The 24,268-nt window shown below is 72.2% G+C and carries 13 protein-coding genes; 3 read left to right on the top strand and 10 right to left on the bottom strand.

Annotated elements, in window-relative coordinates:
- Positions 1-80: 80 nt before the first annotated feature.
- On the top strand, positions 81-716 hold the full coding sequence (locus ACIRR8_RS14425; RefSeq protein WP_404063598.1) for a TetR/AcrR family transcriptional regulator: 636 nt from the start codon (positions 81-83) through the stop codon (positions 714-716).
- A gap of 57 nt (positions 717-773) precedes the next feature.
- Here ACIRR8_RS14425 and ACIRR8_RS14430 read toward each other — a convergent pair whose 3' ends face one another.
- From ACIRR8_RS14430 to ACIRR8_RS14470, 9 genes are all read right to left on the bottom strand, one after another.
- Complete coding sequence (locus ACIRR8_RS14430; RefSeq protein ID WP_404063600.1) at positions 774-1,565, bottom strand: phosphatase PAP2 family protein; 792 nt, start codon at positions 1,563-1,565, stop codon at positions 774-776.
- Position 1,566: 1 nt separating this feature from the next.
- Complete coding sequence (locus ACIRR8_RS14435; protein WP_404063603.1) at positions 1,567-2,520, bottom strand: YihY/virulence factor BrkB family protein; 954 nt, start codon at positions 2,518-2,520, stop codon at positions 1,567-1,569.
- The gene (locus ACIRR8_RS14440; protein WP_404063605.1) at positions 2,520-4,367 is read right to left on the bottom strand and encodes a diacylglycerol kinase family protein; all 1,848 of its coding nucleotides are present in this window, start codon (positions 4,365-4,367) and stop codon (positions 2,520-2,522) included. Before ACIRR8_RS14440 ends, ACIRR8_RS14435 begins: the two co-directional genes overlap by 1 nt.
- Before the next feature lie 173 nt (positions 4,368-4,540).
- The gene (locus ACIRR8_RS14445; RefSeq protein ID WP_404063608.1) at positions 4,541-5,722 is read right to left on the bottom strand and encodes a cytochrome P450; all 1,182 of its coding nucleotides are present in this window, start codon (positions 5,720-5,722) and stop codon (positions 4,541-4,543) included.
- 44 nt (positions 5,723-5,766) lie between these two features.
- Complete coding sequence (locus ACIRR8_RS14450) at positions 5,767-6,822, bottom strand: MDR family NADP-dependent oxidoreductase (RefSeq protein ID WP_404063611.1); 1,056 nt, start codon at positions 6,820-6,822, stop codon at positions 5,767-5,769.
- Positions 6,819-8,516, bottom strand: a complete 1,698-nt coding sequence (locus tag ACIRR8_RS14455; RefSeq protein ID WP_404063614.1) for a phytoene desaturase family protein — start codon at positions 8,514-8,516, stop codon at positions 6,819-6,821. Before ACIRR8_RS14455 ends, ACIRR8_RS14450 begins: the two co-directional genes overlap by 4 nt.
- Positions 8,513-10,213 carry a phytoene desaturase family protein gene (locus ACIRR8_RS14460; RefSeq protein ID WP_404063617.1) on the bottom strand — a complete coding sequence of 567 codons (1,701 nt, stop codon included), beginning with the start codon at positions 10,211-10,213 and terminating at the stop codon, positions 8,513-8,515. Before ACIRR8_RS14460 ends, ACIRR8_RS14455 begins: the two co-directional genes overlap by 4 nt.
- On the bottom strand, positions 10,203-19,571 hold the full coding sequence (locus ACIRR8_RS14465; RefSeq protein WP_404063620.1) for an amino acid adenylation domain-containing protein: 9,369 nt from the start codon (positions 19,569-19,571) through the stop codon (positions 10,203-10,205). The genes ACIRR8_RS14460 and ACIRR8_RS14465 overlap by 11 nt, the downstream gene beginning before the upstream one ends.
- A 29-nt stretch (positions 19,572-19,600) precedes the next feature.
- On the bottom strand, positions 19,601-20,578 hold the full coding sequence (locus ACIRR8_RS14470) for a sterol desaturase family protein (RefSeq protein WP_404063623.1): 978 nt from the start codon (positions 20,576-20,578) through the stop codon (positions 19,601-19,603).
- 599 nt (positions 20,579-21,177) lie between these two features.
- On the opposite strand from ACIRR8_RS14470, the gene ACIRR8_RS14475 reads away from it, so the two are divergent.
- Complete coding sequence (locus ACIRR8_RS14475) at positions 21,178-22,377, top strand: cysteine desulfurase-like protein (protein ID WP_404063626.1); 1,200 nt, start codon at positions 21,178-21,180, stop codon at positions 22,375-22,377.
- A 28-nt stretch (positions 22,378-22,405) separates the two neighbouring features.
- Here ACIRR8_RS14475 and ACIRR8_RS14480 read toward each other — a convergent pair whose 3' ends face one another.
- On the bottom strand, positions 22,406-23,389 hold the full coding sequence (locus tag ACIRR8_RS14480; RefSeq protein WP_404063629.1) for a MerR family transcriptional regulator: 984 nt from the start codon (positions 23,387-23,389) through the stop codon (positions 22,406-22,408).
- Between the two features lie 179 nt (positions 23,390-23,568).
- Between ACIRR8_RS14480 and ACIRR8_RS14485 the strand changes: the two genes are divergently transcribed.
- Positions 23,569-24,210 (top strand): RNA polymerase sigma factor, encoded by a 642-nt coding sequence (locus tag ACIRR8_RS14485; protein WP_404063632.1) that lies wholly within the window; start codon positions 23,569-23,571, stop codon positions 24,208-24,210.
- Positions 24,211-24,268 lie beyond the last annotated feature (58 nt).

Consider the following 24,268-nt stretch of genomic DNA (forward strand, 5'->3'; position numbering starts at 1 on the left):
CCGCTTTGCCATTCAACGTAACGGACAGCTGTCCGCTTATCAAGGACGGGATTCGGCCACGAACCCGTGGAGGAGGACGCGTGTCCCAGCCGAGGAAGGACGCGCCCGCACGTGCGGACGGGCAGGCAGGTTCGGATGCGCCCACGCGTGCGGACGGGCCGGCACGTTCGGACGCGGTGCGCAACCGCGAGCGCATCCTGCGCGTCGCCATGGCCGAGCTGACGGTGCGTCCGGACGTCCCGCTGAGCACGATCGCCAAGAAGGCGGGCGTCGGGCAGGGCACCTTCTACCGCAACTTCCCGCACCGCGAAGCGCTCGTGCTGGAGATCTACCGCTACGAGATGCAGCAAGTGGCCGACGCAGCAGCGGAGTTGTTGTCCAACCGTGAGCCCGAGGCGGCCCTGCGCGAGTGGATGGACCGGCTCGCCGGGTTCGCCATGACCAAAGCGGGCCTGGCGGACGCGATCCGGCTGGTCACCAGCGCCCCGGGCGGCCCGGCCAAGCCCGGCCCCGCGCCGGTGCTGGAGGCCGCCGGAACACTGCTCCGCGCCAACGAGGAGGCCGGCACCGTACGGGCGGGCGTGACGCCGGACGACTTCTTCCTGGCCATAGCCGGGCTCTGGCAGCTCGATCCGCGGGAGGAATGGCAGCCGCGGGCCGCCCGGCTGCTGGACTTCGTCATGGACGGGCTGCGCGCGGGCGCGCCGGGGCGCTGAGCGGCACGGCACCGAGACGTCCAATGTCCGGCAGCCGAGCGGTGCGGTGCCGACGGCTCACCTGTGACCGACGGCAGCCGGCGGCTCCGGGTCCTCGTCGGTGAGCTCGGGTTCCAGGCCTTCGGCCACGCTCGTGGGGCGGCGGCCGGCATCCGTCCGCCACGCCTCGAAGGCCCAGCCGGTCAGGACCACGACGGCGGCGCCCAGCAGCCATCCGCCGATGACGTCGCTGAACCAGTGGACACCGAGCGCGATCCGCGTGAAGCCCACGCCCAGGACCGACAGCACCGCCACACTCCAGCAGAGCGCGCGCCAGGCACGGGGGACCATCGGCAGCAGTACCAGGAGCAGCACGGCGAACGAGGTGGTCGCCGTCATCGCGTGGCCGGAGGGGAAGGAGTAGCCGGGCGCCTGCGCGACCGGATCCTCCAGCGACGGCCGCGCCCGCTCCACGACCACCTTGACCAGCACACCGGTCAGCGCCCCGCCGGTCGCCGTCACCGCGGCCCAGGCGGCGAGACGCCAGGCGCGCCGGTGCAGGAGCCAGAGCGTGAGCAGCGCGACGGCGATGCGCAGGGTCGCCGGGTCCCACACCACGTCGGAAAGGAACCGCAGCGTACCGGTCCACGCCGGGTGTTCGAGCGCGACGGCGTGCAGTCGGCGGGCCGCTCCCGCGTCGACGCGCCGCAGCGGTGGCCAGCTCGCTTCGACGAGGACGAGGACCAGCGCGAAGGGGATCGCGGCGGCGGCCGCGACGGCCACGGCTCCCAGCAGGCGGACGCCGAACCGGCGGTCGGCGCGGCGCGTGCGCTGCGCCGCGGTGGGCGGGGTGGTGGTGCGTGTCGGCATGTCAGGTTCCTGGATCGGCGGTGATCGGGCCGGGCTTCCCCGCGCGTACGGCTTCGAGCTGCGCGGCGAAGGAGAGCCCGAGGAAGAGGGAGAGGGAGGTGAGGTAGGACCACAGGAGCAGGGCCATGAAGAGGCTGAGCGGGCCGTAGACCGTGTCGAAGGAGCCGCTGAGCTGGAGGTAGAGGCTGAGCAGCCAGGTCAGCAGGGTCCACAGCACCAGGTACACGGCGGCACCGAAGGCGAGCCAGGTGTAACCGGGCTGCTTGCGGCGCGGCGAGCGGCGGAAGATCGCGCTGGCGGAGAGCAGGGCCAGCAGCAGGCCGAGCGGGATGCGGAGCAGGTCCCAGGCCGTCCGGGCGCCGTCGCCGAGTCCGTAGACGGTGGTGGTGGCTCTCACGAAGTCCCCGCCGGCCACGATCATGATCGAGGCGATGCCGAGCGGTATCCCGGCGCTCAGCGACATGACCAGGCCGCGCAGGTACTTGCGGTGGAAGACCCGGTCCCGCTCGACGCCGTAGATGCGGTTGGCGCCGCGCTCGATCTGGCACATCGCCGTCGTGACGTTGACCAGGGAGAAGAGGAGCCCGAACCAGAGGGCGATCTCGGCTCCGTCGCCGTCCCCGCTCCGGTTGCGGTCCAGTGCCTCGTCCACCACGGAGGCGCTCGGCCCTTCGCTCATGCTGCGGATGGTCAGTTCGGCGAGTCGGCCGGCGTTCTCGGTGTGCAGTGCGGTGGAGAGGCCGACGAACGCGATCACCAGCGGGATGATCGCCAGGATCGTCTGGAGGGCCAGCGCGCGGGAGTGGCTGAAGCCGTCGGCGTAGCGGAAGCGTACGAAGGCGTCGCGCAGGAGGGGCCAGCGGCCGTACCGGCGGAGCGCCACGAGGGCTTCGTCGGCGGAGAGTTCGTCGCCGGTCATGTCGTGGGTGACCGGCACCCGGGTCGCGGTTCCCATCACTTCTCTCCGGCGGGGGGTGGGACGGTGGTCTTCTTCGTCTCCCGGCCGGTTGCCGGCGTTCCGCGCCGGGTTCCCCCCACTTTCCGCGCGGCGGGCGGCGGCACGGCGGTTCCGTTCGCTTCGGGCCCGGCGGGCAGCAGGACGGTGAGGACACCGGGCCTGACCTCCGCGGTGATCCGCCGGCCGGGGGCCACCGGGTCGCCGTCGACCTCGCGGGGCTGGGGCCGGGTGAAGGTCAGTTCGGCGCGGCGGAAGGTGAAGAACTCGACCGGGCCTCGGTGTGATCCGGGAGCGGGCCCGCTGCCGGTGGGCCGCGATCCGCGCAGGAGCACGCCCACCGTGCGCAGCCAGCCGCCCGCGCCGTGAGGGTCGAAGAGCGCGAGGTCCAGGAGCCCGTCGTCGGGCCGGGCGCCGGGAACGAGGGCCGTGCCGCCCTGGACGGTGCCGATGTTGGCGATGAGGACCATGCGGGCGGTGCGGTGCAGCGCCGGTCCGCCGTCGAGCGTGACCACCAGCCGCATCCGGGGGCCCCGCAGTTCGCCGAATCCGGACAGGACGTAGGCGGGCCAGCCGATCGCCGACTTGGCGCGGTCGGAGGTGGAGCCCATCACCGCCGCGTCGAGTCCGGCCCCCGACATGGCCGTGAAGTGCGTGCGGGCGATGCCGTCGCCGCTGATGGTGCCGAGGTCGAGCGCCCGGGGTTCGCCGGTGAGCCCTGCGGCCAGCGCGTCGGCGGGGTCGAGGGGCAGGCCGAGGTTCCGGGCCAGCAGGTTGCCCGTACCGCAGGGCACGACGGCCAGCGTGACGCCGGTTCCGGCCAGAGCGTCGGCGACCGCGCGGATGGTGCCGTCGCCGCCGCAGGCCACCACGAGGCCCGCTCCGTCACGGACCGCGTCCGCTGCCTGGCCGCCGCCGGTGTCGTGCTCGGTGGTCTCGACGAACGTCACGCCGGTATAACCCTGTTGCGCGAGGACGAGCCGCAGCCGGTCGCGGGTGGCGGCGTCGGTGACGGTCGGATTGACGATCACCACCGCGCGCTCGCGCGACGGTCCGGGCCGGCGCTCGGCGGCGGCCACGGCGATGTCCACCGCGTCGGCGGGCGGCCGTGCGGCCCAGGCGTCGTCGGCGAGCACGGCACGGCCGACGACGAACAGTGAGAGCGCGCCGTTGAGCAGCCCCGCCACCACGTCGCTGGGATGGTGCATGCCGCGGTAGAGCCGGGCCAGTCCCACCAGGATCGGGATCAGCAACAGGAGGACCGCGACCACCCTGCCCCAGCGGCCACGGACCCGGGACAGCACCAGGACGGCGAGACCGGCGTAGAGCGCGGTGGCCGCTCCGGTGTGCCCGGAGGTGTAACTCGACGTCGGTGGCGAGGCGTCCAGGCGCTCCACATCAGGACGCGTCCGGTCCACGGCCTCCGTGATGAGCAGGAAGACCAGGGACTGGAGCCACACGGCCAGGGCCAGGAAGAGCGCCGCGCGCCAACGGGGCAGCGGAGGCACCACGAGGAGCGCCAGGCAGCACAGGACGGTGACGCCGACGATGACGTGGGTGTCTGCCGCCCCGGAGGCGATCGCCGATGCGGTGGTCAGGGAGTCGTTGCGTACGCGTTCGAAGGCGTCGTTCAGCGCGTCCTCGGCCGAGAGCGGCCACAGGTTCCGTGCCGGCCCGGTGATCAGCAGGCCGAGGCCCGCGATCATCGCCGCCTGGCAGACCGCGAACGCCGCGATCCGCGCCACCGCGCGGCCGGCGCCGCTGTGCAGGGCCGGCGAGTCGCCGAGGTGTGGCGGGGCCGGAGCTCCGGTCGGGGCGGTGGCTCTCGCGGGTGTGGTGGTCTCCATCGGATCCCCCGGGTCGTCCGCCGGACGGCGGGCCGGGGAAGCCTGTTCTTCCCGGCGCTAGGCCGTGTTCCCTGACGGCGGCCGGACAGACCTGCGGGATGGCGGCGGCCGTGCGGGTCAGGGCCGGCGCCTGCGGGCCGGGCTTCGGGCGGGTCAGCCGAGGCGGGACCGTCCTACCACCGCACCCCCAGCCTCCGCGGACTGCGCGAGGTGGTTCCGGTCCGCCAGACGACGGCGTCCACCGGCTCGGCCAGGCACAGCTCCGGGAAGCGGGCGGAGAGGCGGTGCAGGGCGAGTTGGAGTTCCGTACGGGCCAGCCAGGCTCCCAGGCAGTAGTGCGCCCCGGCTCCGAAGGAGAGGGTGGGGGCCTCCAGCGGGGCGAACAGGTCCTCGCGGGTGTGGCGGGGGAAGACGGCCGGGTCGCGGTTGGCGGCGCCGCAGTCCGCGAGCACGACCGCGCCGGCCGGGATCACCACTCCGCCGACCTCGACGTCCGCCGCGGCATGGCGCGCCGTGCCGCGGTCGTCGCCCAGCGGGACGAGGTGGATGAGCCGGTCCGCCGCGCGTCCGGCCGCGTCCTCGTCCGCGCCGATGCGCGGCCAGCTCTCCGGGCGTTCGCCGAGGAGGTAGAGCAGCGCGTTGCCCAGCATCGTCATCGTGCTGTCGTGGCCGCCGACCACAAGACCGCACACCAGGCTCACCAACTGTGCCTCAGGCAGGCCTCCCTCCTCGTCGGCGGCCCGCACCAGGCTGCTGATCAGGTCGTCGGCGGGACTGCGCCGCCGCTCGGTGAGGAGCTCCGCGCCGAACGCGCTGAACTCCTTCAGCACGGCCTCCACCTCCTCGCCGCCGTGCGAGCCGTCCGAGAAGGCGTGCTCGCTCCAGTGGCGCATCCGGTCGCGGGCGGCGGCGTCCAGGCCCATCAGCCGGCTGATCACCGCCACCGGGAGGGGCAGGGTGAACTCCTCGACCACGTCCGCCGGTTGTCCCCGCTCCTCCAGCCGGTCCAGGCGCTCCTCCACGATCGCGGCGATCCACGGCCGCCACCGGGCCACGGCCCTCGGGGTGAACGCGCGGCGCAGGGTCCGGCGGAGCCGCAGGTGGTCGGGCCCGTCCTGGTTGAACATCAGGTCGGGGTCGTTCACGAGGTCCGGTACGTCGGAGAGGGCGGGTGCGTCCACCGCGTACAGCCGGGACCTGCCGAAGCGCGGATCGGACAGCACCTGGCGGACGTCCGCGTACCGGCTCACCAGCCAAGCGGGCGCGCCGCCGGGCAGCTCGCCCAGCCGGGGCGGGCCCGGCTCCTCGAAGCTCAGGCGGTGCAGGGGGATCAGGGACGGATCGGCGGTGGTCATGGTGAACTCCTGAGGCGGGGAGAGCGGTTGAGGCTCGACGGTCCTCACAGCGCGACCAGCACCTTGCCCCGGTGGTCCGACCGGTCGCGGAAGAGGCTCGCGTAGGCGGCCGGGATGGCGTCGAAGCCGTGGTGGAGCGTGTGATCGCACACGACCTCGCCGCGCCGGACCCGGCCGCCCAGCTCCGCGTGCAGGTCCTTCCAGTTCTGCTCGGTGAACCACTCCAGCGAGAAGATCCCGCGGACCGTCGCACGCGGGAACATCAGATAGGGCAGCAGGCGGGGGCCGGTGCCCTCGTTGCCGACCTGGGTCGCCCACTGCCAGCACACCGCCACCTGGCTGCCGACGTTGAGCATGGAGAACACCACGTCGGTGACGGTGCCGCCGAGGTTGTCGAAGTAGCGGTCGACGCCGTCCGGGGCCGCCCGGGCCAGCGCCTCGCGGACGGTGCCGGCGCTGTCGGTGTGGCGGTAGACGACGACCGTGTCGAAGCCGAGGCCGAGGAGGTACTCCGCCTTCTGCGGGGACGAGGTCGTGCCGACGACGCGGGCACCCGCGAGCGCGGCGAGCTGGCCGACGAGCGCGCCGACCGCACCGGAGGCCCCGCTGATGACGAAGGTGTCCCCCGGGGTCACCGTCATGTACTTGGCGAGGGTCCCCCAGGCCGTCATCCCCGGTCCGCCCATCACGCTCAGCGCGGTCGGGAGCGGCAGGGCGTCGTCGTACCACTGCGGGTCCAGCCTGCGGTAGGCCGGGAAGACCATGGGAAACGTACCGGTCTGCCAGAGCTCGGCCTCCCCGTTGGAGACGACGTGGGACCGCCAGCCGCCGAAGCCCTGGACGAGGTCGCCGACGCCGTGGGCGGCGCGCGGTCCGGCCTCGACGACCTCCATGATCGAGTCGGCGCCCATGTGGGTCCCGATCGGGGTGTCGAGGGCGATGCCCTGGAGGTAGGGGTCGACGGAGACGTACAGCGTGCGCAGGAGCATCTCGTCGGGGGCCAGGGACACATCGACGTTCTCGACGACCTTCGCGTAGACGCGGTCCACGTCGGGCACGCCTTCGACGTGCTCGCGGACCACCCACTTCTCGATCTTCATGTGCTCTTCCCTGTCGTCGGTACGGGGATGACGCGGTGGGTCGGCGGGGGCGCGGTGTGGTCGACCGACGCGGTGAAGGGTCTGCCGTCGTCGCGGCAGATGAACTGGGTGACGTGCCGCCCGGCGGCGGCGGCCCGGATCAGCCCGCCGGTGGTGGCCCAGACGCCGGACTGGTAGAAGTTCGCGAGGCCCGGCAGCCCGGGGCCGTACTTCTTGACCAGCTCTTCGAGGGTCTCGCCGCTCTCCACGAACGGCTGCCAGCCCAGCACCGTACCGTCGTAGTTGCCGGTGTAGCGGACCTGGGTGAGCGGGCTGGAGACGTCGCGTACGACGATGGCGTCGCGCAGGCCCGGGAAACGCTGCTCCAGGAAGTCCACGAGCGCCTCCCGCGCGCGCCGCTTGGCCGCGTAGTAGCCGCGGCCGTGGCGGACGGGCAAGGTGTGCAGCTCCTGGCCGCCACGGGAGCGGGTGACCTGTTCGGGGCCTTCGTCCAGGGCCCGCCAGGGGGCGATGTCGCAGAAGTAGGTGGCGTAGACGACGGTGGTTCCGTCCGGGGAGAGTTCGGGGTAATGGCGGCTGCGGAACTGGACGTTGATGCTGGCGTGGCGGATGCCGGTCAGCTCGGCGGCCGTGGCGTCGTCGAGCAGGTAGGTCGTGCAGGGGTCGCCGGCCGGGAAGGGCCGGGAGAGGCCGAGGAAGAGGGTGAAGTAGCCGGGGAAGACCATGCCCGGCTCGTGGATGGTCCGGGTGTAGAGCTTGCGGTACTCCTCGCCCAGGTACTTGCCGTCCAGGAACTTCATGGTGGTGGTGTATCCGTCGCATGCCGACACCACGATGTCGGCGCGCAGTTCATGGCCGTCGCTGAGCCGGACACCGACCGCGCGGTCGTCCTCGACGATCACCTTCACGACCTTCGTGTTGTACGAGATCTCTCCGCCGAGCCGTCGGTAGCGGGCCTCGATCGACCGGGCGAGACCCAGCGAACCGCCTTCGGGGACGCCTGCCGACAGATTGGCGTGGGAAGCGAGTTGGAAGTGGAACGGCAGGACGGGGAAGTTGGGGTGCTTCTCGTACAGGATGAAGTTGAACGCCTCCCGCAGGAGCGGGTCCCTGAACTTCGCCGAGTACTCGGTCATCAGGACCGTGATCGTCGTGCGTACGGCGTTGACGTACGGGACGAACGAGGCGAGCATCCGCCACCGCTCCCACCGGCCCATGAGGCCGACGGGTTTGAGGAACGGGTAGACGGCGAGCGCCTTGCGGAAGCTGCGGAGTTGGGCGCAGAACCTGCGTACGGTACGGGCGTCGGCGGGCGAGACCTCGATGAGATGGGCCTCCAGCCGGTCCGGGTCGGAGTAGAAGTGGACGGCCCGCCCGTCCTGTCCGCGCACGATGTTGAACACGTCGAAGTGCCGGATCTCCTTGCCCTGCAAGGCGCCCAGCTCCAGCCAGATCTGGTGCATCTCGTTGCCGGGGCCGCTGCCGAGGAGCCAGCTGACGCAGGCGTCCAGGGTGAAGCCGCCGCGCTCCCAGGCGGTGCAGCAGCCGCCGGGCAGTTCGTGCATTTCCAGGATGTGGGTGCGGTAGCCGTTCATGCGGGCGTAGCAGCCGGTGGAGAGACCGCCGAGGCCACCGCCGATGATGATCATCGACTCACGTGGCCGCCGGGCCCTGCCGGTCGTGGAGGCGGTCATGAGCTGGTGTCCTCCCGTGCCGGCCATCGGTCCAGCTGAGGCAGCCGGCCGAGCTTTCCGGGGTGCCAGGGCTCGGTGGCCTCGCTCTCCGACGCGTGGAATCGCAGGCCGAGTTCACGGCAGAGGTACTGGACGGCGAAGCGGCCGGTGGAGGCGGCACGGATCAGACCGCCCATGCCGACCCACTGCCCGGCCATGGAGAAACCGGTCAGGCCGGGCAGTCGCATCCGGTCCCGCCCGACCAGCCGGGCGGAGACGTCGTCGGCATCGGAGAAGGCCTTCCAGGCGAGGATGGAGCCGTTGTGGTTGCCGGTGTAGCGGTGGGTGGTGGCGGGCGAGGCGATGTCGACGAGGTCGATGCGGTCGTTGATGCCCGGGTGGCGGCGCTCCAGGAACGTGCGGACGAAGTCGGCCACCTCCTCCTTGCGTCGGCGGTACTCCTTGCGGTTCCTGGTGCGCAGCTCCTTCCAGTACGCGTAGTCGCTGAAGTAGGTGCAGTGCAGGACGGAACGGCCCGGAGGCGCGAAGCCGTCGCAGTAGCGGGAGCGCGCCTGGACGACCAGGCTGTTCTGGAGGGCGCCGGGGAGCCGCTTGCCGTCCGCGTCGGTGAGGAGGTGGGTGGTGCTGTGGGCCTCGTCGGGGTCGAAGTCGCCGCGCAGGCCGACGAAGGCGGAGACGACGGCGGGGAAGAGTGTGCCGGGGCGGTGGAGGAGGTCGGTGTAGAGCTTGTCGATCCTGGGTCCGGTGTACCGGCCGCCGAGCAGTTCGTGGACGGTGGTGTGGCCGTCGGCGGCGGAGACGATGTGCTCGGCGAAGTACCGTGCGCCGTTGCGGAGTTCGATGCCGACCGCGCGGTCGTTCTCGACCAGGATCCGCTCCGTACGGGCCCGGTAGGAGACCTGTCCGCCCAGGCTCAGATAGCGCTCCTCGATCGAGCGCGAGAGACCGAGCGAACCGCCTTGCGGGAATCCGGCGTTGAGGTGGTACGCGGCCGCCATGTTGAACAGGTACGGCAGAAGCGGGAAGCCCTCCGGATCCTGGAAGAAGATGTTGCGGAACGCCCGTCGCAGCAACGGGTCCTGGAACCTGTCGGCGAAGACGTGCATCGGCGTGGCGGCCGTCCGCCAGAACAGCCGGAAGGCCGGCAGCACCGTGCGCAGGGTCGCCGCCCGCTCGCGTACGGTCCGCAGCGCCGGTGCGGTGAGGAACGGGTACAGCTCGATGGCGATGAACCGCCGCAGATCGCGGGTGAAGGCGCGGATCAGGGGCGCGTCGGCGGGTGAGATCGCCAGCAGGTGGGCCTCCAGGCGGTCCGGGTCGTTGTAGAAGGTGACCGAGCGGCCGCTCTCGTCCTCGACCTTGTTGAACAGCTCGAAGTTGGTGACGGTCTTGCCGTCGAGCGCGCCCAGCTCCCGCCACACCTGGTGGGCGTTGTTGCCCGGCGCCGTGCCGATCAGCCACTCGATGCAGTAGTCGAAGAGATAGCCGTCGCGGGACCAGGCGGTGCAGCAGCCGCCGGGCAGGACGTGCTTCTCGAAGATGCGGGTCCTGGCGCCGCTCATCTGGGCGTAGCAGCCGGTGGAGAGGCCGGCCACGCCCGCGCCGATGACGATGACGCGGGGCGGTGTGCCGGGGGTGCGCTCGCGGCTGGTCCAGTCGTCGGGAGCGGTTTCGACGGTGCTCGGGTCATCCGCCATGGGCCGCGTCTCCCGTCAGTACGGAGCGCACGAGGGCGGCGTTGCGGGCGAGGTGCTTGGGGTCGAGCATGTCGGCGTGGACGCCGGAGCCGCGCAGGACGACGGTGGTGGCGGTGGAGCTGCCGTGCCAGGTGCCGTGCCTGCCGACGGCGTACAGAGCGGCCTTCTCCTCGTCGGTGATCACGCTGAGCGGCGCGTCGACCGTTCCGGTGTTGGGGGTACGGCCGCAGAAGGTGAGGTATTCGGCGGCGTGCGCGAGGGTCTCCTGCGCCACGGCCTCCGAGCCGGTGTGTTTCCGCAGGTGGTCGGCGAGTTCCGCCTCGAAGACGCGGATGCCCTCGTCCCCGGGCTCGTAACGCTCCATGATGCGGCGGGAGTCGATGATGACCACATGGCCGACCCGCCGCCCGCGCCGCTCCAACTCCTTGGCCGTCTCGAAGGCGAGGTTGCCGCCGAGGGAGTAGCCGAGGAGCAGGCAGGCGCCTTTAGGCCGGGCGGCCTCGATCAGGTCGGCGTACCGGACCACCTTGTCGTCGCCGGGCAGGTAGTTGAAGCCGATGACGGCGTACTCCGGGAGCTGGGCGGCGAGGCCCCGGTAGACGAGGCCGTGGCCGCCGGCGGGCGGGAAGCAGAAGAGGTGCGGTGACTGACCGGAGTTGAAGGTGAGGTAGGGCAGTTCGTCGGCGCTGGTGCTGTGCAGGACCTCCTGGACGGTGGCGGCCATGCCGTGGAGGGTGGTGACCTGGTAGAGGCGGCTCACGGGGACGCTGACGCCGAATTCGGTGCGCAGGTGGTGGAGAAGCTCGATGAGCTTGATGGAGGAGCCGCCGATCTCGAAGAAGTCGTCCTCCAGCCCGACCTGTCGGAGGCCGAGCAGCGCTTTCCAGTGCCGGGCCACGCCGACTTCGTAGAGCGTCACGGGCTCCTCGTGAGGACGTTCGCCGGTCTCGGCCCGGGGTGCGGGCAGGGCGGCGGTGTCGATCTTGCCGTTGGCGGTGAGCGGTAGGGCGGGCAGCTCGACGACGTACGACGGGATCATGTACGAGGGCAGCGCGCCGGCCAGATGGCGGCGCAGGGCCCGGCGGTCGAGCGCGGCGCCCGGTGTCGCCGGTACGCAGTAGGCGACGAGCGCGGCCTCGCCCCCGGTGTCCGTGGCCACGGTGACGACGGCCCGGGCGAGCGGGGGCCACTGGGCGAGGTGGGCCTCGATCTCGCCGATCTCGATCCGGTGGCCGCGCAGTTTGACCTGGCTGTCCGTTCGGCCGAGCAGGTGGACACGGCCGTGGGCGTCCCAGCGGGCGGTGTCGCCGGTCCGGTAGAGCCGTTCGGGGCGGGCGCCTGGGCGTTTGCTGAGCGTACGGGTGACGAAACGGGCCGCCGTCTGCTCGGGATCTCCGGCGTAGCCGAGCGCCACACCGTCACCGCCGATCCACAGCTCACCGGGGACTCCCGGCGGCACGGGTTCGCCGTGGGCGTCCAGGACGTGGAGGGTGCTGTTGGGCAGAGGCCGGCCGATGGGCACCATCAGGCCCGGTTCCAGGTCGTCGACCGGCCCTTCGAAGAAGGCGCTGTCGACGGTCGCCTCGGTGAGGCCGTAGGAGTTGACGAGCCGCGTCGCCGGACCGCAGAGCTCGCTCAGCCTCTCGTACTCCACCACCTTCCAGGCGTCCGAGCCGACGACCAGCAGCCGCAGGAAGTCCAGCCGCAGCCGCTCCCGCACACAGTGGTCCATCAGGCCGCGCACCGCCGCCGGGACGAACTCCGCTACGTCGACGCGTTCCTGGCGCATCGTCCGATACAGCTGTGCGGTGTCGAAGAAGAGATCGCGGTCGGCCAGGACGAGGGTGCCGCCCGAGCAGAGCGCACGGACCAGGTCGCCGGTGAACACGTCGAACGACGGCTCGGCCAGCTGGAGGTGCACGCGGACGTCGCTCTCGAGCCGGTACTCCCGGCGCCATGCCTCGTACGCGGAGGCGAGGTTGCGGTGGCTGACCCGGACGGCCTTGGGGCGGCCGGTGGAGCCGGAGGTGGTGATGACGTACGCGGTCGAGTCCGGGTCCGTGTCCCGGCTCGGGCCCTCCGGATCCGGCTCGGTGGCGTGGAGCGCGTCGAGGGTCAGGGTGATGACCGGCAGCACGTTCGTGCCCTCGCGTGCGGGCTCGCCGGAGACGATGACGAGACCCGCTCCGGTGGCCCGGACGAGGTGCGCGACGCGGTCGGCGGGCTGGCCGGGCCGCAGTGGCAGGTAGGCGCCGCCGGCCTTGAGCACGGCGAGCAGGGTGACGATCAGCTCCGGCGACTTGTCCAGGCAGACGACGACCACCGAGCCGGCGGTGACACCCAGGGCGCGCAGCCGGGCGGCCGCGTCGGCGGCCCGCCGCTCCAGCTCCCCGTACGTCAGCCGCCGCGCGCCTCCGCCCGGAAGCGGCAGGGTGACGGCGACCGACGCGGGGTGAGCGGCCGCCACCTCGCTCACCAGCTCGTGGACCGGCCTGAACGGCGAATCCGCAGTGGCCACCGCGGGCAGGTCGGGCCGGCCCCACTCCCCCAGCAGCTGTTCCCGTTCTTCCTCGTCCAGCATCTCCAGCCGGGAGGAGGGGTGTTCGCCGGGGGTCCGGGTCATGTGGCCGAGCAGGCGGGTGTAGTGGGCGGCCATGCGGCGCATGGTCTGCGGGAGGAAGAGGTCGGTGTTGTACTTGAAGACGCAGTGGAAGCGCAGGTCCGCCTCGTCCTCGTAGGCGGAGAGCGTGATGTCGAACTGGCCTTCCTCCTCAGGTAGTTCGATGTAGTCCAGCCGGTAGCCGTACTGTTCGGTGGCGACCTTGTGGGTGAGGAGGATGAACATCGCCTGGAAGACGGCCGAGCGGCTGGGGTCGTGCTGGAGCCCCAGTTCGTCGACGAGCAGGACGAACGGGTACTCCTGGTTGTCCAGGCCGCCGAGGACGGTCCGGCGCACCTGTTCCAGGAGTTCGGCGACCGTGGGGTCGCCGGTGAGGTCGGCGTGGAGCGGAAGCGGGTTGACGAAGTAGCCGTAGACGGAGGCGAAGTCCTGGCGGGTGCGGCCGGTCACCGGTGAGCCGACGACGATGTGGTCCTGGCCCGAGTAGCGGTGGAGCAGCAGGTAGTAGGCGCTCAGCAGCACCATGAACGGCGTGACGTCGTGCGCGCGGGCCAAGGCATGGACGCGGGAGCTGAGTTCGGCGTCGAGCACGAAGAACTCGGAGGCTCCGTTGTGGGTCTGGACCGCCGGGCGCGGCTTGTCGGTGGGGAGGTCCAGGAGCGGGACCTCGGCGGGCAGGTGCGAGCGCCAGTAGTCGAGCATCCCGGCGGCCTCGCGACCGGCGAGGAAGGTGTTCTGCTGGTTGAGGAAGTCGAGGTAGCGGGCTTCCACGGGCGGGAGTTGGGGTTCGTGCCCCTGCCGCAGGGCCTCGTAGACCTGGAAGAGCTCCTCGATGAAGGTGAACGTGGAGATGGCGTCTGAGACGATGTGGTGGACGGCCTTCATGATGATCCAGCGGTCGTGGCCGCGTTTGAAGAGGCGGAAGCGGACCAGCGGATCGTGGGCGAGGTCGTAGGGCTTGCGGTACTCGGCGACGATGGTGGCGTGGATGGTCTCCCACTCCTCGCCCTGGACGTCGAAGAGGGCGAGGTCGGGCTGGACGTCCTCGGAGACCCGCTGCACGGCCTGTCCGTCCTCCAGCAGGAAGTTGGTGCGGAGGGCGGGGTGGCGGGCGATGAGCCGGCGGACGGCCTCGAACATCAGGTCCGGTTCGAGGGCGACGTCGACCTCGACGGCTCCGCCGATGTTGTAGGCGTACCCGTCGGGGTTGAGGTGTTTGAGGAACCAGAGCGCTTTCTGGTTCTGGGTGAGCGGGTAGCGCGTCGGGTCGTCGTGGAGGAGGACGGTCCGGTCCGTGGTGTGGGTGTCCTCGGCGGAGGCGAGTTCCACCAGGCCGTCGTGGAGCTGTGCGGCCAGTTCGCCGGCCGGGGTTCCGCTGAGCAGGGCGACCACGGGGAGGGCGACGCCGAGTTCGGCGTGGATGCGGGCGCGCAGCTCCATGGCGAGCAGGGAGTCGAGTCCGAGTCGGCCGAGGCCTTCGGCGGGGTCGATGCGGTCGGTGCCGGTGCGCAGGACGGCGGCGGAGAGGGCGGCGAAGCGGTCGGCGACCAGGGAGCGGCGGGTCCCCTCGTCGGCGGTACGGAAGGTGCTGAGGAAGCCGTTGCCCTGGGTGGCGGCCGGGGGCGGGGCGGCCGCTGCGGCCAGGGCGGTGACCAGCTGAGGTGGGGAGGGGTACCAGGCGAGGAAGGTGGGCCAGTCGACGACGGTGGCGACGACCAGTTGGGCGTGGTCCTGGCCGATGACGCGGTCCAGGACGGCCATGCCGGCGTCGGGGGCCAGGGAGCTCATGCCGCGGCTGTGCAGGTAGTGGTCGACCAGGCCGAGTTCCTCGATCATTCCGGTGGCCCAAGGGCCCCAGTCGAGGCTGAGCGCGGGCAGGCCGTGCGCCCGGCGGTGGTGGGCCAGCGCGTCCAGGAAGGCGTTGCCCGCCGCGTAGTTGGTCTGGCCGGCGGTGGTGAGCAGGGAGGCGATGGAGGCGAAGAGGACGAAGTGGTCGAGAGGTTCGTCCCGCAGGTGCCGGTGGAGGAGGTAGGCACCGACGGTCTTGGGGTCGTGGACGGCGTCGAAGGCGGGCCGGTCCAGGTCGGTGACCAGGGTGTCGCGGACCTGTCCGGCGAGGTGGAACACTCCGCGTACGGGCGGGGAGCCGGTGCGCCGGTAGGCGTCGAGCCAGCCCGTCAGGGCGTCCTCGTCGGTGATGTCGAACGGAGCCGCAACGGCCTGGGCGCCGAGCGCCTCCAGCTCGCGGAGCAGGGCCACCGCGCGGCCCTCGGGGGTGGTGGGGTCGGTGGCTGCCCATTTCTCGCGGGCGGGCACCGGCGTGCGCCCCACCAGGATGAGCCTGCGGGCCCCGCGCCGGACGAGGGTGCGGCACAGCAGTCGGCCGAGTGCGCCGAAGGCTCCGGTCACCAGGTAGTTGCCGTCGGCCCGCAGCCGTGGCGGCAGCGGCCGGGTGAGGCCTTCGGCGGGGCGGAGGCGGCTCGTGCGGCGCACGCCGTCGCGCAGCGCGATCTCCTCCTCGTCGTCGGTCAGCACCTCGCGCAGGAGCGCCTCGGCCTCGGCGACGGCTCCCTTAGGACCTGGCCGCCACTCGGGGTCGAGGTCGATCAACTTGCCTGGGTGGTGTGCCAGTTCCTGGTGGCGCAGGACGCGCCCGACGCCCCAGGCGGGTGCCCCGAGCGGTTCGACGGGTTCGTCGGGCAGGACGGGCTGGGCGCCTCGGGTGACGATGTGCAGGCGGCCGCTTCCGCTTCGGGCGAGCAGGGTCCGGGCCAGGGCGATCAGGGAGTACGAGCCCGGGCCCGCATGGTCGCGTACGGCCTGCGGGCCGCAGGCGGCCAGCGACGGCCGGTCGAGGTTCCACAGATGCAGGACGGCCCCGCGGAACGGCTCGCCGTCCCGGTCCAGGCCGGCGAGGACGCGCTCCAGGTCGGCGGTGGACTCCGGGTCCACGGTGTACGAGCCGTCCGGCCCCGCGCCGGCGTACGCCTCTCCTCGGCGCACCAGCCGGCAGCGTTCGCCTCGCGCCTCCACGAGCGCGGCGAAGGCGTCGGCGACGCCCTGGGTGTCGGCGAGGACCAGCCAGCCGTGTTCCCGGGCGGCTATCACGGCGGGCGCGAGCGGATCCTCCTCCACCGGCTCCGGGCACCGGGTCCAGACCGTCTCCGCGAGCCAGGAGTCGATGGTGGTGCGGGCGACGGCGGTGGCCGCCTTCTCCACGTCGGCGGCCCGGAACCCCTCGATCCGGCCGAGCGGTGTGCCGTCGTCCCCGTACAGCGCGATGTCCCCGAGCGTGGTGTCGGCGTCCGAGGGCCGCACCGTGGCATGCGCCCACAGCGGCCGGTCTCCGACCGGTTCGACGGCGACCTCGGCCAGCGAGAGCGGCAGCTTGATCCCGGCTGCCGGTGCCAGGTCGTGGAGGAGCTGCGGGGTGAGCAGCGCCTGGAAGCAGGCGTCGAGCAGGACCGGGTGGAGGTGATGGCCGGAGGTGTCGACACCCTCGGGCGGCCGGATCCGCGCGAGGACTTCGCCGTCGCCGATCCACACCTCCTCGATGGCCCGGAAGGCGGGTCCGTAGTGGTAGCCGAGCCCGGCCAGCGCGGTGTAGCAGTCGGGGCCGTCGAGTCGGCGTACGGTACGGGCCCGGATCGCGGCGGGGTCGAGCGGAGTACCGGTCCTGCGGCGCTGTCCGGTGCGGACGATCCCGCTCGCGTGGACGGTCCGCTCGCCGTCGTCGCCGGTCGCGGGCGAGGCGATCGTGAAGGCCGCGTCCTCCGTCGAGAGCGACACCTCGACGGTCCGGTCCTCGCCGTCCGGCAGGAAGAGTGCCTTGCGCAGGTCGATGTCGGCGAGGACGGCGGTGGTCCCACCGGTGAGCCGCAGGACGGCCTGGGTCGCCATCTCGATGTAGCCGGCGGCCGGAAAGACCACGGTGTCCTGGATGCGGTGGTCGGCCAGATAGGGCAGCGTCTCGGTGTCCAGGCGGGCCTGCCAGGCCGGTTCGGTGCGGCGGCCGAGCAGCGGGTGGTCGATCCGGCCGAGGCGGACCTGGGCGACGGCCGGGGGCTCGGTCCAGTGCCGGTCGCGGCGGAAGGGGTGAGGGGGCAGGGTGACCGGGCGGCCGGTGGGCTGGAGGACGTCCCAGTCGATGTCGGCGCCGAGGTTGTGGAGGGAGGCCAGGGAGAGCGCGAACCGCTCGCTCTCGTCCTCCTGTCGGCGGATCGAGGGCAGCGTCAGCCCGGAAGCCCCGGTGGCCTCCAGGCACTCGCGGATGGCATGGCCGAGGACCGGGTGCGGGCCGATCTCCAGGAACACCTGGTGGCCGTCGCCCGCGAGCCGGTCGACCGCGGCCCGGAACCGTACCCGCTCGCGTACGTTCGTCCACCAGTAGCCGGCATCCAGCTCACCGCCCTGGGCGGTCCCTTCGGACCCGGTGAGATAGAGCGGCAGTTGGGCAGGGCGCGGCTCCAGAACGGCCAGAGCATCCAGTAGTTCGCCCTTGATCCGTTCCATTACGACGCTGTGGTACGGCACTTGTACGGTGAGGAACTTCGTGAACTGCCGCTCGGCCCGCAGCTCCTCGGCCAGCAGCGCCAGGGCCTCCGCCTCTCCGGCCAGGGTGATGGAGGTGGGGCTGTTGACGGCGGCGATCGAGACCCGCTCCCGGTACGGGCCCACCCGGCGCTCCGCCTCCTCCTCCGTGAGCGCCACCGCGAGCATGGTGCCGGTCCCGGCCAGGGTGTGCTGGAGGCGGCTGCGGTGCACCGCGATCCGGGCCGCGTCGCGGAGGGAGTAGACGCCCGCCTCGTAGAAGGCGGCGATCTCGCCGGTGCTGTGACCGACGACGGCGTCCGGCCGGACGCCGTACGCCCGCCAGAGCGCCGCGAGACCGACCTGGAGGGCGAAGTTCGCGGGCTGCGCGAGCCAGGTCTCGGCCATGCGGGAGGCGGACTCGTCGGCGGTCAGCTCCTCGATCAGCGACCAGTCGGCGAACTCCCGCAGGGCGTGGTCGCATGCGGTGACCGCGTCTCGGAACACCGGCTCATCGCGCAGGAGTTGGCGGCCCATGCCCCACCACTGCGGCCCCATCCCGGTGAACACCCAGACCAGGCGGCGCGCTTCGGCGTCCCGCGCGCGGTCCTGGGCGATCCGGGGGTGGGCCTCGCCGCGCAGCTGGGCGGCGAGCGCCTCGTCGAGGGAGGCGCGCGAGGAGTGGACGACGGAGAGCCGGTACGGGAGGTGCTGGCGCCGGTGGGCCAGGGTGTGGCCGAGGTCGGACAGGGCCACGGCTGGGCCCCTCTCGCCGGCCAGTTCGGCGCGGATGCCGGCGGCCAGCTCCGGCAGGGCGTCCGGGTGGCGGGCGCTGAGCGGCAGGATGCTCCAGGTCCGTTCCTCGGAGGCGGCGGGCTCCTGAACGGGTGCCGGGGCCTCCTCCAGGACGACATGGGCGTTGGTGCCGCCGAAGCCGAACGAGTTCACGCCGGCCCGGGCGGGTCCGTCGTGCTCGGGCCAGGGCGTCGGCCGGGTCGGGATCTCGTACGGCAGTGAGGCCTGGTCGATGGCCGGGTTGAGGTGCTCCAGGTTGATGTGGGGCGGGATGTGCCGGTGCTTGAGGCAGAGGACGGTCTTGATCAGTCCGGCGATCCCGGCGGCGGACTCCGTGTGCCCGATGTTGGTCTTCACCGACCCGACGTACGCGCGAGCGCCCGGCATACGCCCGATGGCCAGGGCGCGGGCCAGCGCGCCGGCCTCGATCGGGTCGCCGACCGGGGTGGAGGTGCCGTGCGCCTCCATGTACTGGAGGTCGCCGGGCACGATGCCGGCCTCGGCGCAGACCCGGCGGATGAGGGAGACCTGGGCGTCCGGGTTGGGCACGGTGATGCCGTTGGTGTGGCCGTCCTGGTTGACCCCGCTGCCGAGGATCACGGCGTGGATCCGGTCCCCGTCCCGTACGGCGTCCGCCAGCCGCTTCAGCGCGACCAGGCCGACGCCCTCGGCCCGTACATAGCCGTCGGCGGCGGCGTCGAACGTACGGGAGCGGCCTTCGGGCGAGAGGAAGCCGCCCTTCGTCTCGGCGATCGTGTACTGCGGGGCCAGGTTCAGCAGGGTGCCGCCGGCCAGCGCGAGATCGGTCTCACCCCTGCTCAGGGCCTGGCAGGCGAGGTGGACGGCGACCAGGGAGGAGCTGCACGCGGTGTCGATGGAGAGGCTGGGGCCGCGGAAGTCGAAGCAGTACGAGATCCGGTTCGACACCATCGTCATCATGGTGCCGGTCGCGGTGTGCGCGGCCAGCGAGGTGAAGCCCAGGTCGGCGAACTGGAGGATCTTGTAGTCCAGGGTGAAAGCGCCGACGTAGACGGCGACGTTCTCCCCGGCCAGGTCGGCGGGGCGCTGGCCGCCGTCCTCCAGCGTCTCCCAGGCCACCTCCAGCAGCTTTCGCTGCTGCGGGTCCATGTGGTCGGCCTCGCGGGGGCTGATGCCGAAGAACGCGGGGTCGAACGTATCGAAGCCGTCGATGTATCCGCCGCGGCCGCCGACGAGGCGGCCGGGTTTGTCGCGGAAGCGGCTGCCGAGAGTGGTGACGTCGTACCGGTCGGGCGGTGTGGGCGTGATGCAGTCCTTGCCCGCCACCAGGTTCCGCCAGAACGTCCGGTGGTCCGAGGCGCCGCCGGGGAAGCGGCAGCCCATGCCGATGATCGCCACCTTGTCGCGTAACGCCCGGTTGTTCGCGTCGGCCATGGTCGAACTCCTCAAGTCGTGGTGGCGCATCAGAGGTTGCCGTCCGGTCCGGCCACGGGATCCGGTCCCGGCCGGCGCCAGGGGTGCAGCAGGGCGGCGAGGATCTCTCCGGTGGCGGGGAAGGAGGCCGGGTCGTGGAGGCCCACGGCGGCGGGTTCGCGGCCGGGTCGCCAGGTGAAGCTGCCGAAGAGGTGGTCCCAGCACGAGAGGTCGGAGCCGTAGTGGCCGGCTTCGGACAGGTCGGTGCTGTGGTGCAGGCGGTGCTGTTCGGGACTGGCCAGCAGATGGTTGAACCGGCCGATGCGGACGTCGATGTTGGCGTGGACGAAGTAGCCCTGGGCGACGACGAAGAGCCCGGTCACCAGCACGGCCGAGCGGGAGAATCCGGCCAGGGCCAAAGTGAGCTGGACGAGGCTCTGGGCGAGCACGATGTCCAGCACGTGGTTGACGCCGTTGTTGGCGACGTTGACCTTCTGCGGTACGTGGTGCACTCCGTGCAGGCGCCAGAGGAGGGCGCTGGTGTGGCCCAGCCGGTGCACCAGATAGCTGACGAGTGATCCGGCCAGCAGGGCGCCCGGGATCTCGGCCCACAGGTGACGGCCCCGCTCCTCGGCCGAGATCCACCCGACCGCGGCCGTGACCAGGAGTTGCGCCAGAGCGCTTCCGGCCATGGTGAGCAGAAAGTAGATGCCGTACCAGCGCCACTCGTCCTTTCCGGGATGCCAGGTGCGGTCATAGGGAATCAGCTGTTCGAGTAGGGCCAGATACGTCAGGGTGCCGACCAGGAAAAGCGGGCTCACGATGGCCGGATCCCAGCGGAGAACCAGTGCGGACGCACCGACAAGGACGACGGCCAGCAAGAGAAGTGGGTAGGCGGTCGCCCGGAGGACGGAAGCCGGGGAGATTCCGGCCGCTCTCTCCCCTCCGCCCGAATGGCCGGACGTAAAGCCGGCCGAATAGTCAACCGAATCGATCTCGCCATCGGCGGACCGTTCACGCTCATCCATCCGTGACCCTCCACAGAAGACGGGATCCAGGCAGAAACATCGCATCAGCACAGTGCAGAGGCGCCTGAGGAGCTGCCGAGGGGGCGCCCGAGGGGTTGGTGGTCACCCAGGGCGCGAGCAGTCGTATGCATCGATCGATTCCGGACACCAGCTCCGGCGAATCGGGCCGTGGCGTGAACCGATGCCCCCCAGCTCCATCGGCCCAGATGATTCATTTCCGATCCCCACGGCTTTAATCACCGCCGCGCCACTGAATTGAGATTTCGACAGCGGAAGAATGCGGGACCCTTTCACGGAGCCTCAATAATCTATGGGCGAGTAAATTTGTACGAGGAATTCCCTCATCGGATCATCGCTGTGCCGTGTGACCGGCGCACACAAATGCGCCACGATGCGCATCCGCACGCGGAGGTGCACTCCCGGCCCTCGGCGGTACGCCCGCGTACCGGTCGGTGTGAGGCGCGCTTCCGGGGGCGGGTACCGCCTGCGATGATCGGCGGCGGACCGCGCGCTCCGCCTTGAGGCGGAGCCGCGGCGAAGAACCGCCGGCGCGCCGCGACCGTGACCCGGCCTGGGCGCCCACAAGCGAGGGAGTCTCCTTGAGTTACGACGTCACCGCGGTGCGCGCGCAGTTCCCCGCCCTCCGGGCCGGTACGGCGCACTTCGACGGGCCCGGCGGGACACAGACCCCGGCGCCCGTCATCGCGGCCTTCACCGAGGCGCTGAGCCGGCCGCTGTCGATCCGGGGCGCCGCACTGCCGGGCGAGATACACGCGGAGACGATCGTCGGTGACTTCCGGCAGGCGCTGGCTGATCTGCTGGGCGCGGACCCGGGCGGGATCGTCCACGGACGCAGCGCGACCCAGCTCACGTACGACATCTCCCGTGTGCTGTCCAGGAGTTGGGCGCCGGGCGACGAGGTGGTGGTGAGCCGGCTCGACCACGACGCCAACATCCGGCCGTGGGTGCAGGCGGCCGAGCGGGTGGGTGCGGTGGTGCGGTGGGCGGAGTTCGACCCGGCCACCGGCGAGCTGCCCGCTCAGGCCGTCGGCGCGGTGCTGACCGAGCGGACCCGGCTGGTGGCCGTGACCGGGGCCTCCAACCTGATCGGCACCCGTCCGGACCTCCCCGCCGTCGCCGAACTGGTCCACCGGGCCGGTGCCCTGTTCCACGTCGACGGGGTGCACCTGACGGCGCACGAATTCGTGGACGTGGAGCGGCTGGGCGCGGACTTCTTCGTCTGCTCGCCGTACAAGTTCTTCGGCCCCCACCACGGCGTGCTCGCCGCCCGCCCGGAGCTGCTGGAGACCCTGCGCCCCGACAAGCTGGTGCCGTCCGGCGACGCGGTTCCCGAGCGCTTCGAGCTCGGCACCCTGCCGTACGAGTCCCTGGCGGCCACCCGTGCGGCCGTCGACTTCATCGCGGACCTGGGCGGCGCGGCGGGCGGACGGCGGGAGCGGCTGCGCTCGGCCTTCGCGGCGATCGGTGCCCACGAGAACACACTGCTGGAGGTGGCCGAGAAGGCGCTGGGCGAGCTGGGCGGGGTGACGGTGCACTCGCGGGCGGCCGAGCGGACACCCACGCTGCTGCTGACCTTCGAGGGCCGGGACGCCTCGGACGCGTACCGCTTCCTCGCGCGGTCCGGCGTCCACGCCCCGGCCGGTTCCTTCTACGCCCTGGAGGCCTCCCGCCACCTGGGCCTCGGCGCCGACGGTGGCCTGCGGGTGGGGCTGTCCCCGTACAACGACACCGACGATGTGGAGCGGCTGCTGGCGGGGCTGGCGGGTTTCCTGGGCTGAGCGGCCCGGCTTCCCGAGAGCGGGCGGGTCAGGGGCGGTTGATCGCCGCGAGCGCGTCCAGCGCCTCGGCGAGGCCGGACGGGTGGCGGGCGCCGGGCGGCAGCTGTCCGGCCCAGCCCGGTCCGGCCACCAGGACGGCCGGCCGGCGCCGGGCTCCCCGTACGCCCCATTCGATGGACTCCACCCGCGCCGCCAGCGCCCGGCTCGCGGTGGACCGGGACTGGGCCCAGAGCACCACGGCGGCGGGGCCTGTGCGGCGTACCGCCTCCTCCATCGCCTCCACCGGCAGGGCCGCGCCGAACATCCGCACGGGAAGGCCCTGCTGGGCCAGTCCGGCGGCGAGCGCCTCCAGGGCCAGGGTATGACTCTCGCCCGGTGTGCAGGCCAGGAGCGAGACCCCGGAACCGGCCACCGGCGCGCGCTGCGCGGCGACCCGGCGCAGCGCGCTGGAGACGTGCCAGGACAGCAGGTGCTCGACCTCGATGTACCGCTCCCCCGCGGTCTCCCACTTACGGCCGACGGCGTGCAGCGTCGGCATGATGACCGACTCCCAGGCGGCGAGCAGGCCGTACCGCTCGATCGCGGCGGCCAGCAGGTCGTCCATGGCCCGCGCGTCCAGCCGGACGGCGGCCCTGGCCAGCCCGCGGCACTCCTGGCGGGCCCGGCCGAGCGGGAGTGCGCCGGGGGCGTGGGAGGCCGGCTTCCTGGCGCCGTCCTCCTGATCGTCCGGCCGGGCGGGGCCCTGCGGAGAGGCCGCCGCCAGGGCCGCGCGGGCGGCCTCGGCCGGGGGCATTCCGGCGTTCGTCAGGTCGCACATGCACTCCAGCAGCCTAATGTCGGCCGATGTCCAGCGGCGGTGCCGGCCGCCTTCGCGGGAGGCCGGGCCGATCCCGTAGCGCCGGTCCCAGGAGCGCAGGGTGGTCGGCGCCACTCCCAGCAGCCGGGCCACCGCCCCGGTGGTCAGGCCACCGGCGGCGGCTGCTGCGGTGAGCGTGGGAACCGCGTCGTCCATGCCCTCCACCATACGACGCAGAAACGATGCATGTTGCCCGGAAGGGCGCCGCCCGGTTTCCTGGTGATCGGCGGGGCGACGAACGTACCCGGACGGCACCCGTCCGGCGCGTGAGCGCGCGGGACGGCCCGCCGGTGCCGGTGGATGGGACCGCGGCGGAGCGGAGAGGACGGACCGAGATGACGGCGCTCCTGAGCCCGGCAGGAACGGTGGGCACGACGGCCGGGGTGCCCGCGCCGGCCGTCGAACGGGCCCTGGACCGGACCGAGGACCGGGCCGAGTCGGAGCGGCTGGCCGCCGGGTTCGTACGCGGTGACGAGGACAGTTTCGCGTTGGTGTACCGGCGGTGGGGCGCGCTGGTGTACACGCTGGCCGCCCGGTCCCTGGGGGACGCGCGGGAGGCCGAGGACGTGGCGCAGCAGACGTTCCTCGCCGCGTGGCGGGGTCGCCACGGCTATCACGCCGTGCGCGGGCCGCTGCCCGGCTGGCTGGTCGGCATCGCCCGCCGCAAGATCGCCGACGCCCACGCGGCCCGTTCCCGGCGTACGGAGCTGGCCGCCGCCCACGCGGCGCGCGAGGGTGCCGACGCCCCCGGGACGGCCGAACGGCCGGAGGCGGCGCTGGACCGCGTCCTGGTGACCCAGGAGCTGCGCAAGCTGCCGCCGGTACAGCGGGACATCCTGCGTCTGGCGTTCTTCGACGACCTCACCCACGTCCAGATCGCCGAGCGGACCGGCCTTCCGCTCGGCACAGTGAAGAGTCACGTCCGACGCGCGATATTGCGCATCCGGCGCTCCGTCGCGGAGGGCTCCTGCGCGTAGGACTCCTCCGTGCAGGGCTCCCTCGTGAGGGAGTGACGTGCGGGGGCACAGCAGAAGA

Origin of the sequence: Streptomyces sp. NPDC101178, assembly GCF_044767965.1 — a bacterium.
Taxonomy (GTDB): Bacteria; Actinomycetota; Actinomycetes; order Streptomycetales; family Streptomycetaceae; genus Streptomyces.

Coding starts and splice junctions, on each gene's coding strand:
- ACIRR8_RS14470 (WP_404063623.1), bottom strand. CDS start 20,578: ATGGATGAGCGTGAACGGTCCGCCGATGGCGAGATCGATTCGGTTGAC.
- ACIRR8_RS14460 (WP_404063617.1), bottom strand. CDS start 10,213: ATGGCGGATGACCCGAGCACCGTCGAAACCGCTCCCGACGACTGGACC.
- ACIRR8_RS14485 (WP_404063632.1), top strand. CDS start 23,569: ATGACGGCGCTCCTGAGCCCGGCAGGAACGGTGGGCACGACGGCCGGG.
- ACIRR8_RS14435 (WP_404063603.1), bottom strand. CDS start 2,520: ATGGGAACCGCGACCCGGGTGCCGGTCACCCACGACATGACCGGCGAC.
- ACIRR8_RS14430 (WP_404063600.1), bottom strand. CDS start 1,565: ATGCCGACACGCACCACCACCCCGCCCACCGCGGCGCAGCGCACGCGC.
- ACIRR8_RS14440 (WP_404063605.1), bottom strand. CDS start 4,367: ATGGAGACCACCACACCCGCGAGAGCCACCGCCCCGACCGGAGCTCCG.
- ACIRR8_RS14445 (WP_404063608.1), bottom strand. CDS start 5,722: ATGACCACCGCCGATCCGTCCCTGATCCCCCTGCACCGCCTGAGCTTC.
- ACIRR8_RS14465 (WP_404063620.1), bottom strand. CDS start 19,571: ATGGCCGACGCGAACAACCGGGCGTTACGCGACAAGGTGGCGATCATC.
- ACIRR8_RS14480 (WP_404063629.1), bottom strand. CDS start 23,389: ATGGACGACGCGGTTCCCACGCTCACCGCAGCAGCCGCCGCCGGTGGC.
- ACIRR8_RS14450 (WP_404063611.1), bottom strand. CDS start 6,822: ATGAAGATCGAGAAGTGGGTGGTCCGCGAGCACGTCGAAGGCGTGCCC.
- ACIRR8_RS14455 (WP_404063614.1), bottom strand. CDS start 8,516: ATGACCGCCTCCACGACCGGCAGGGCCCGGCGGCCACGTGAGTCGATG.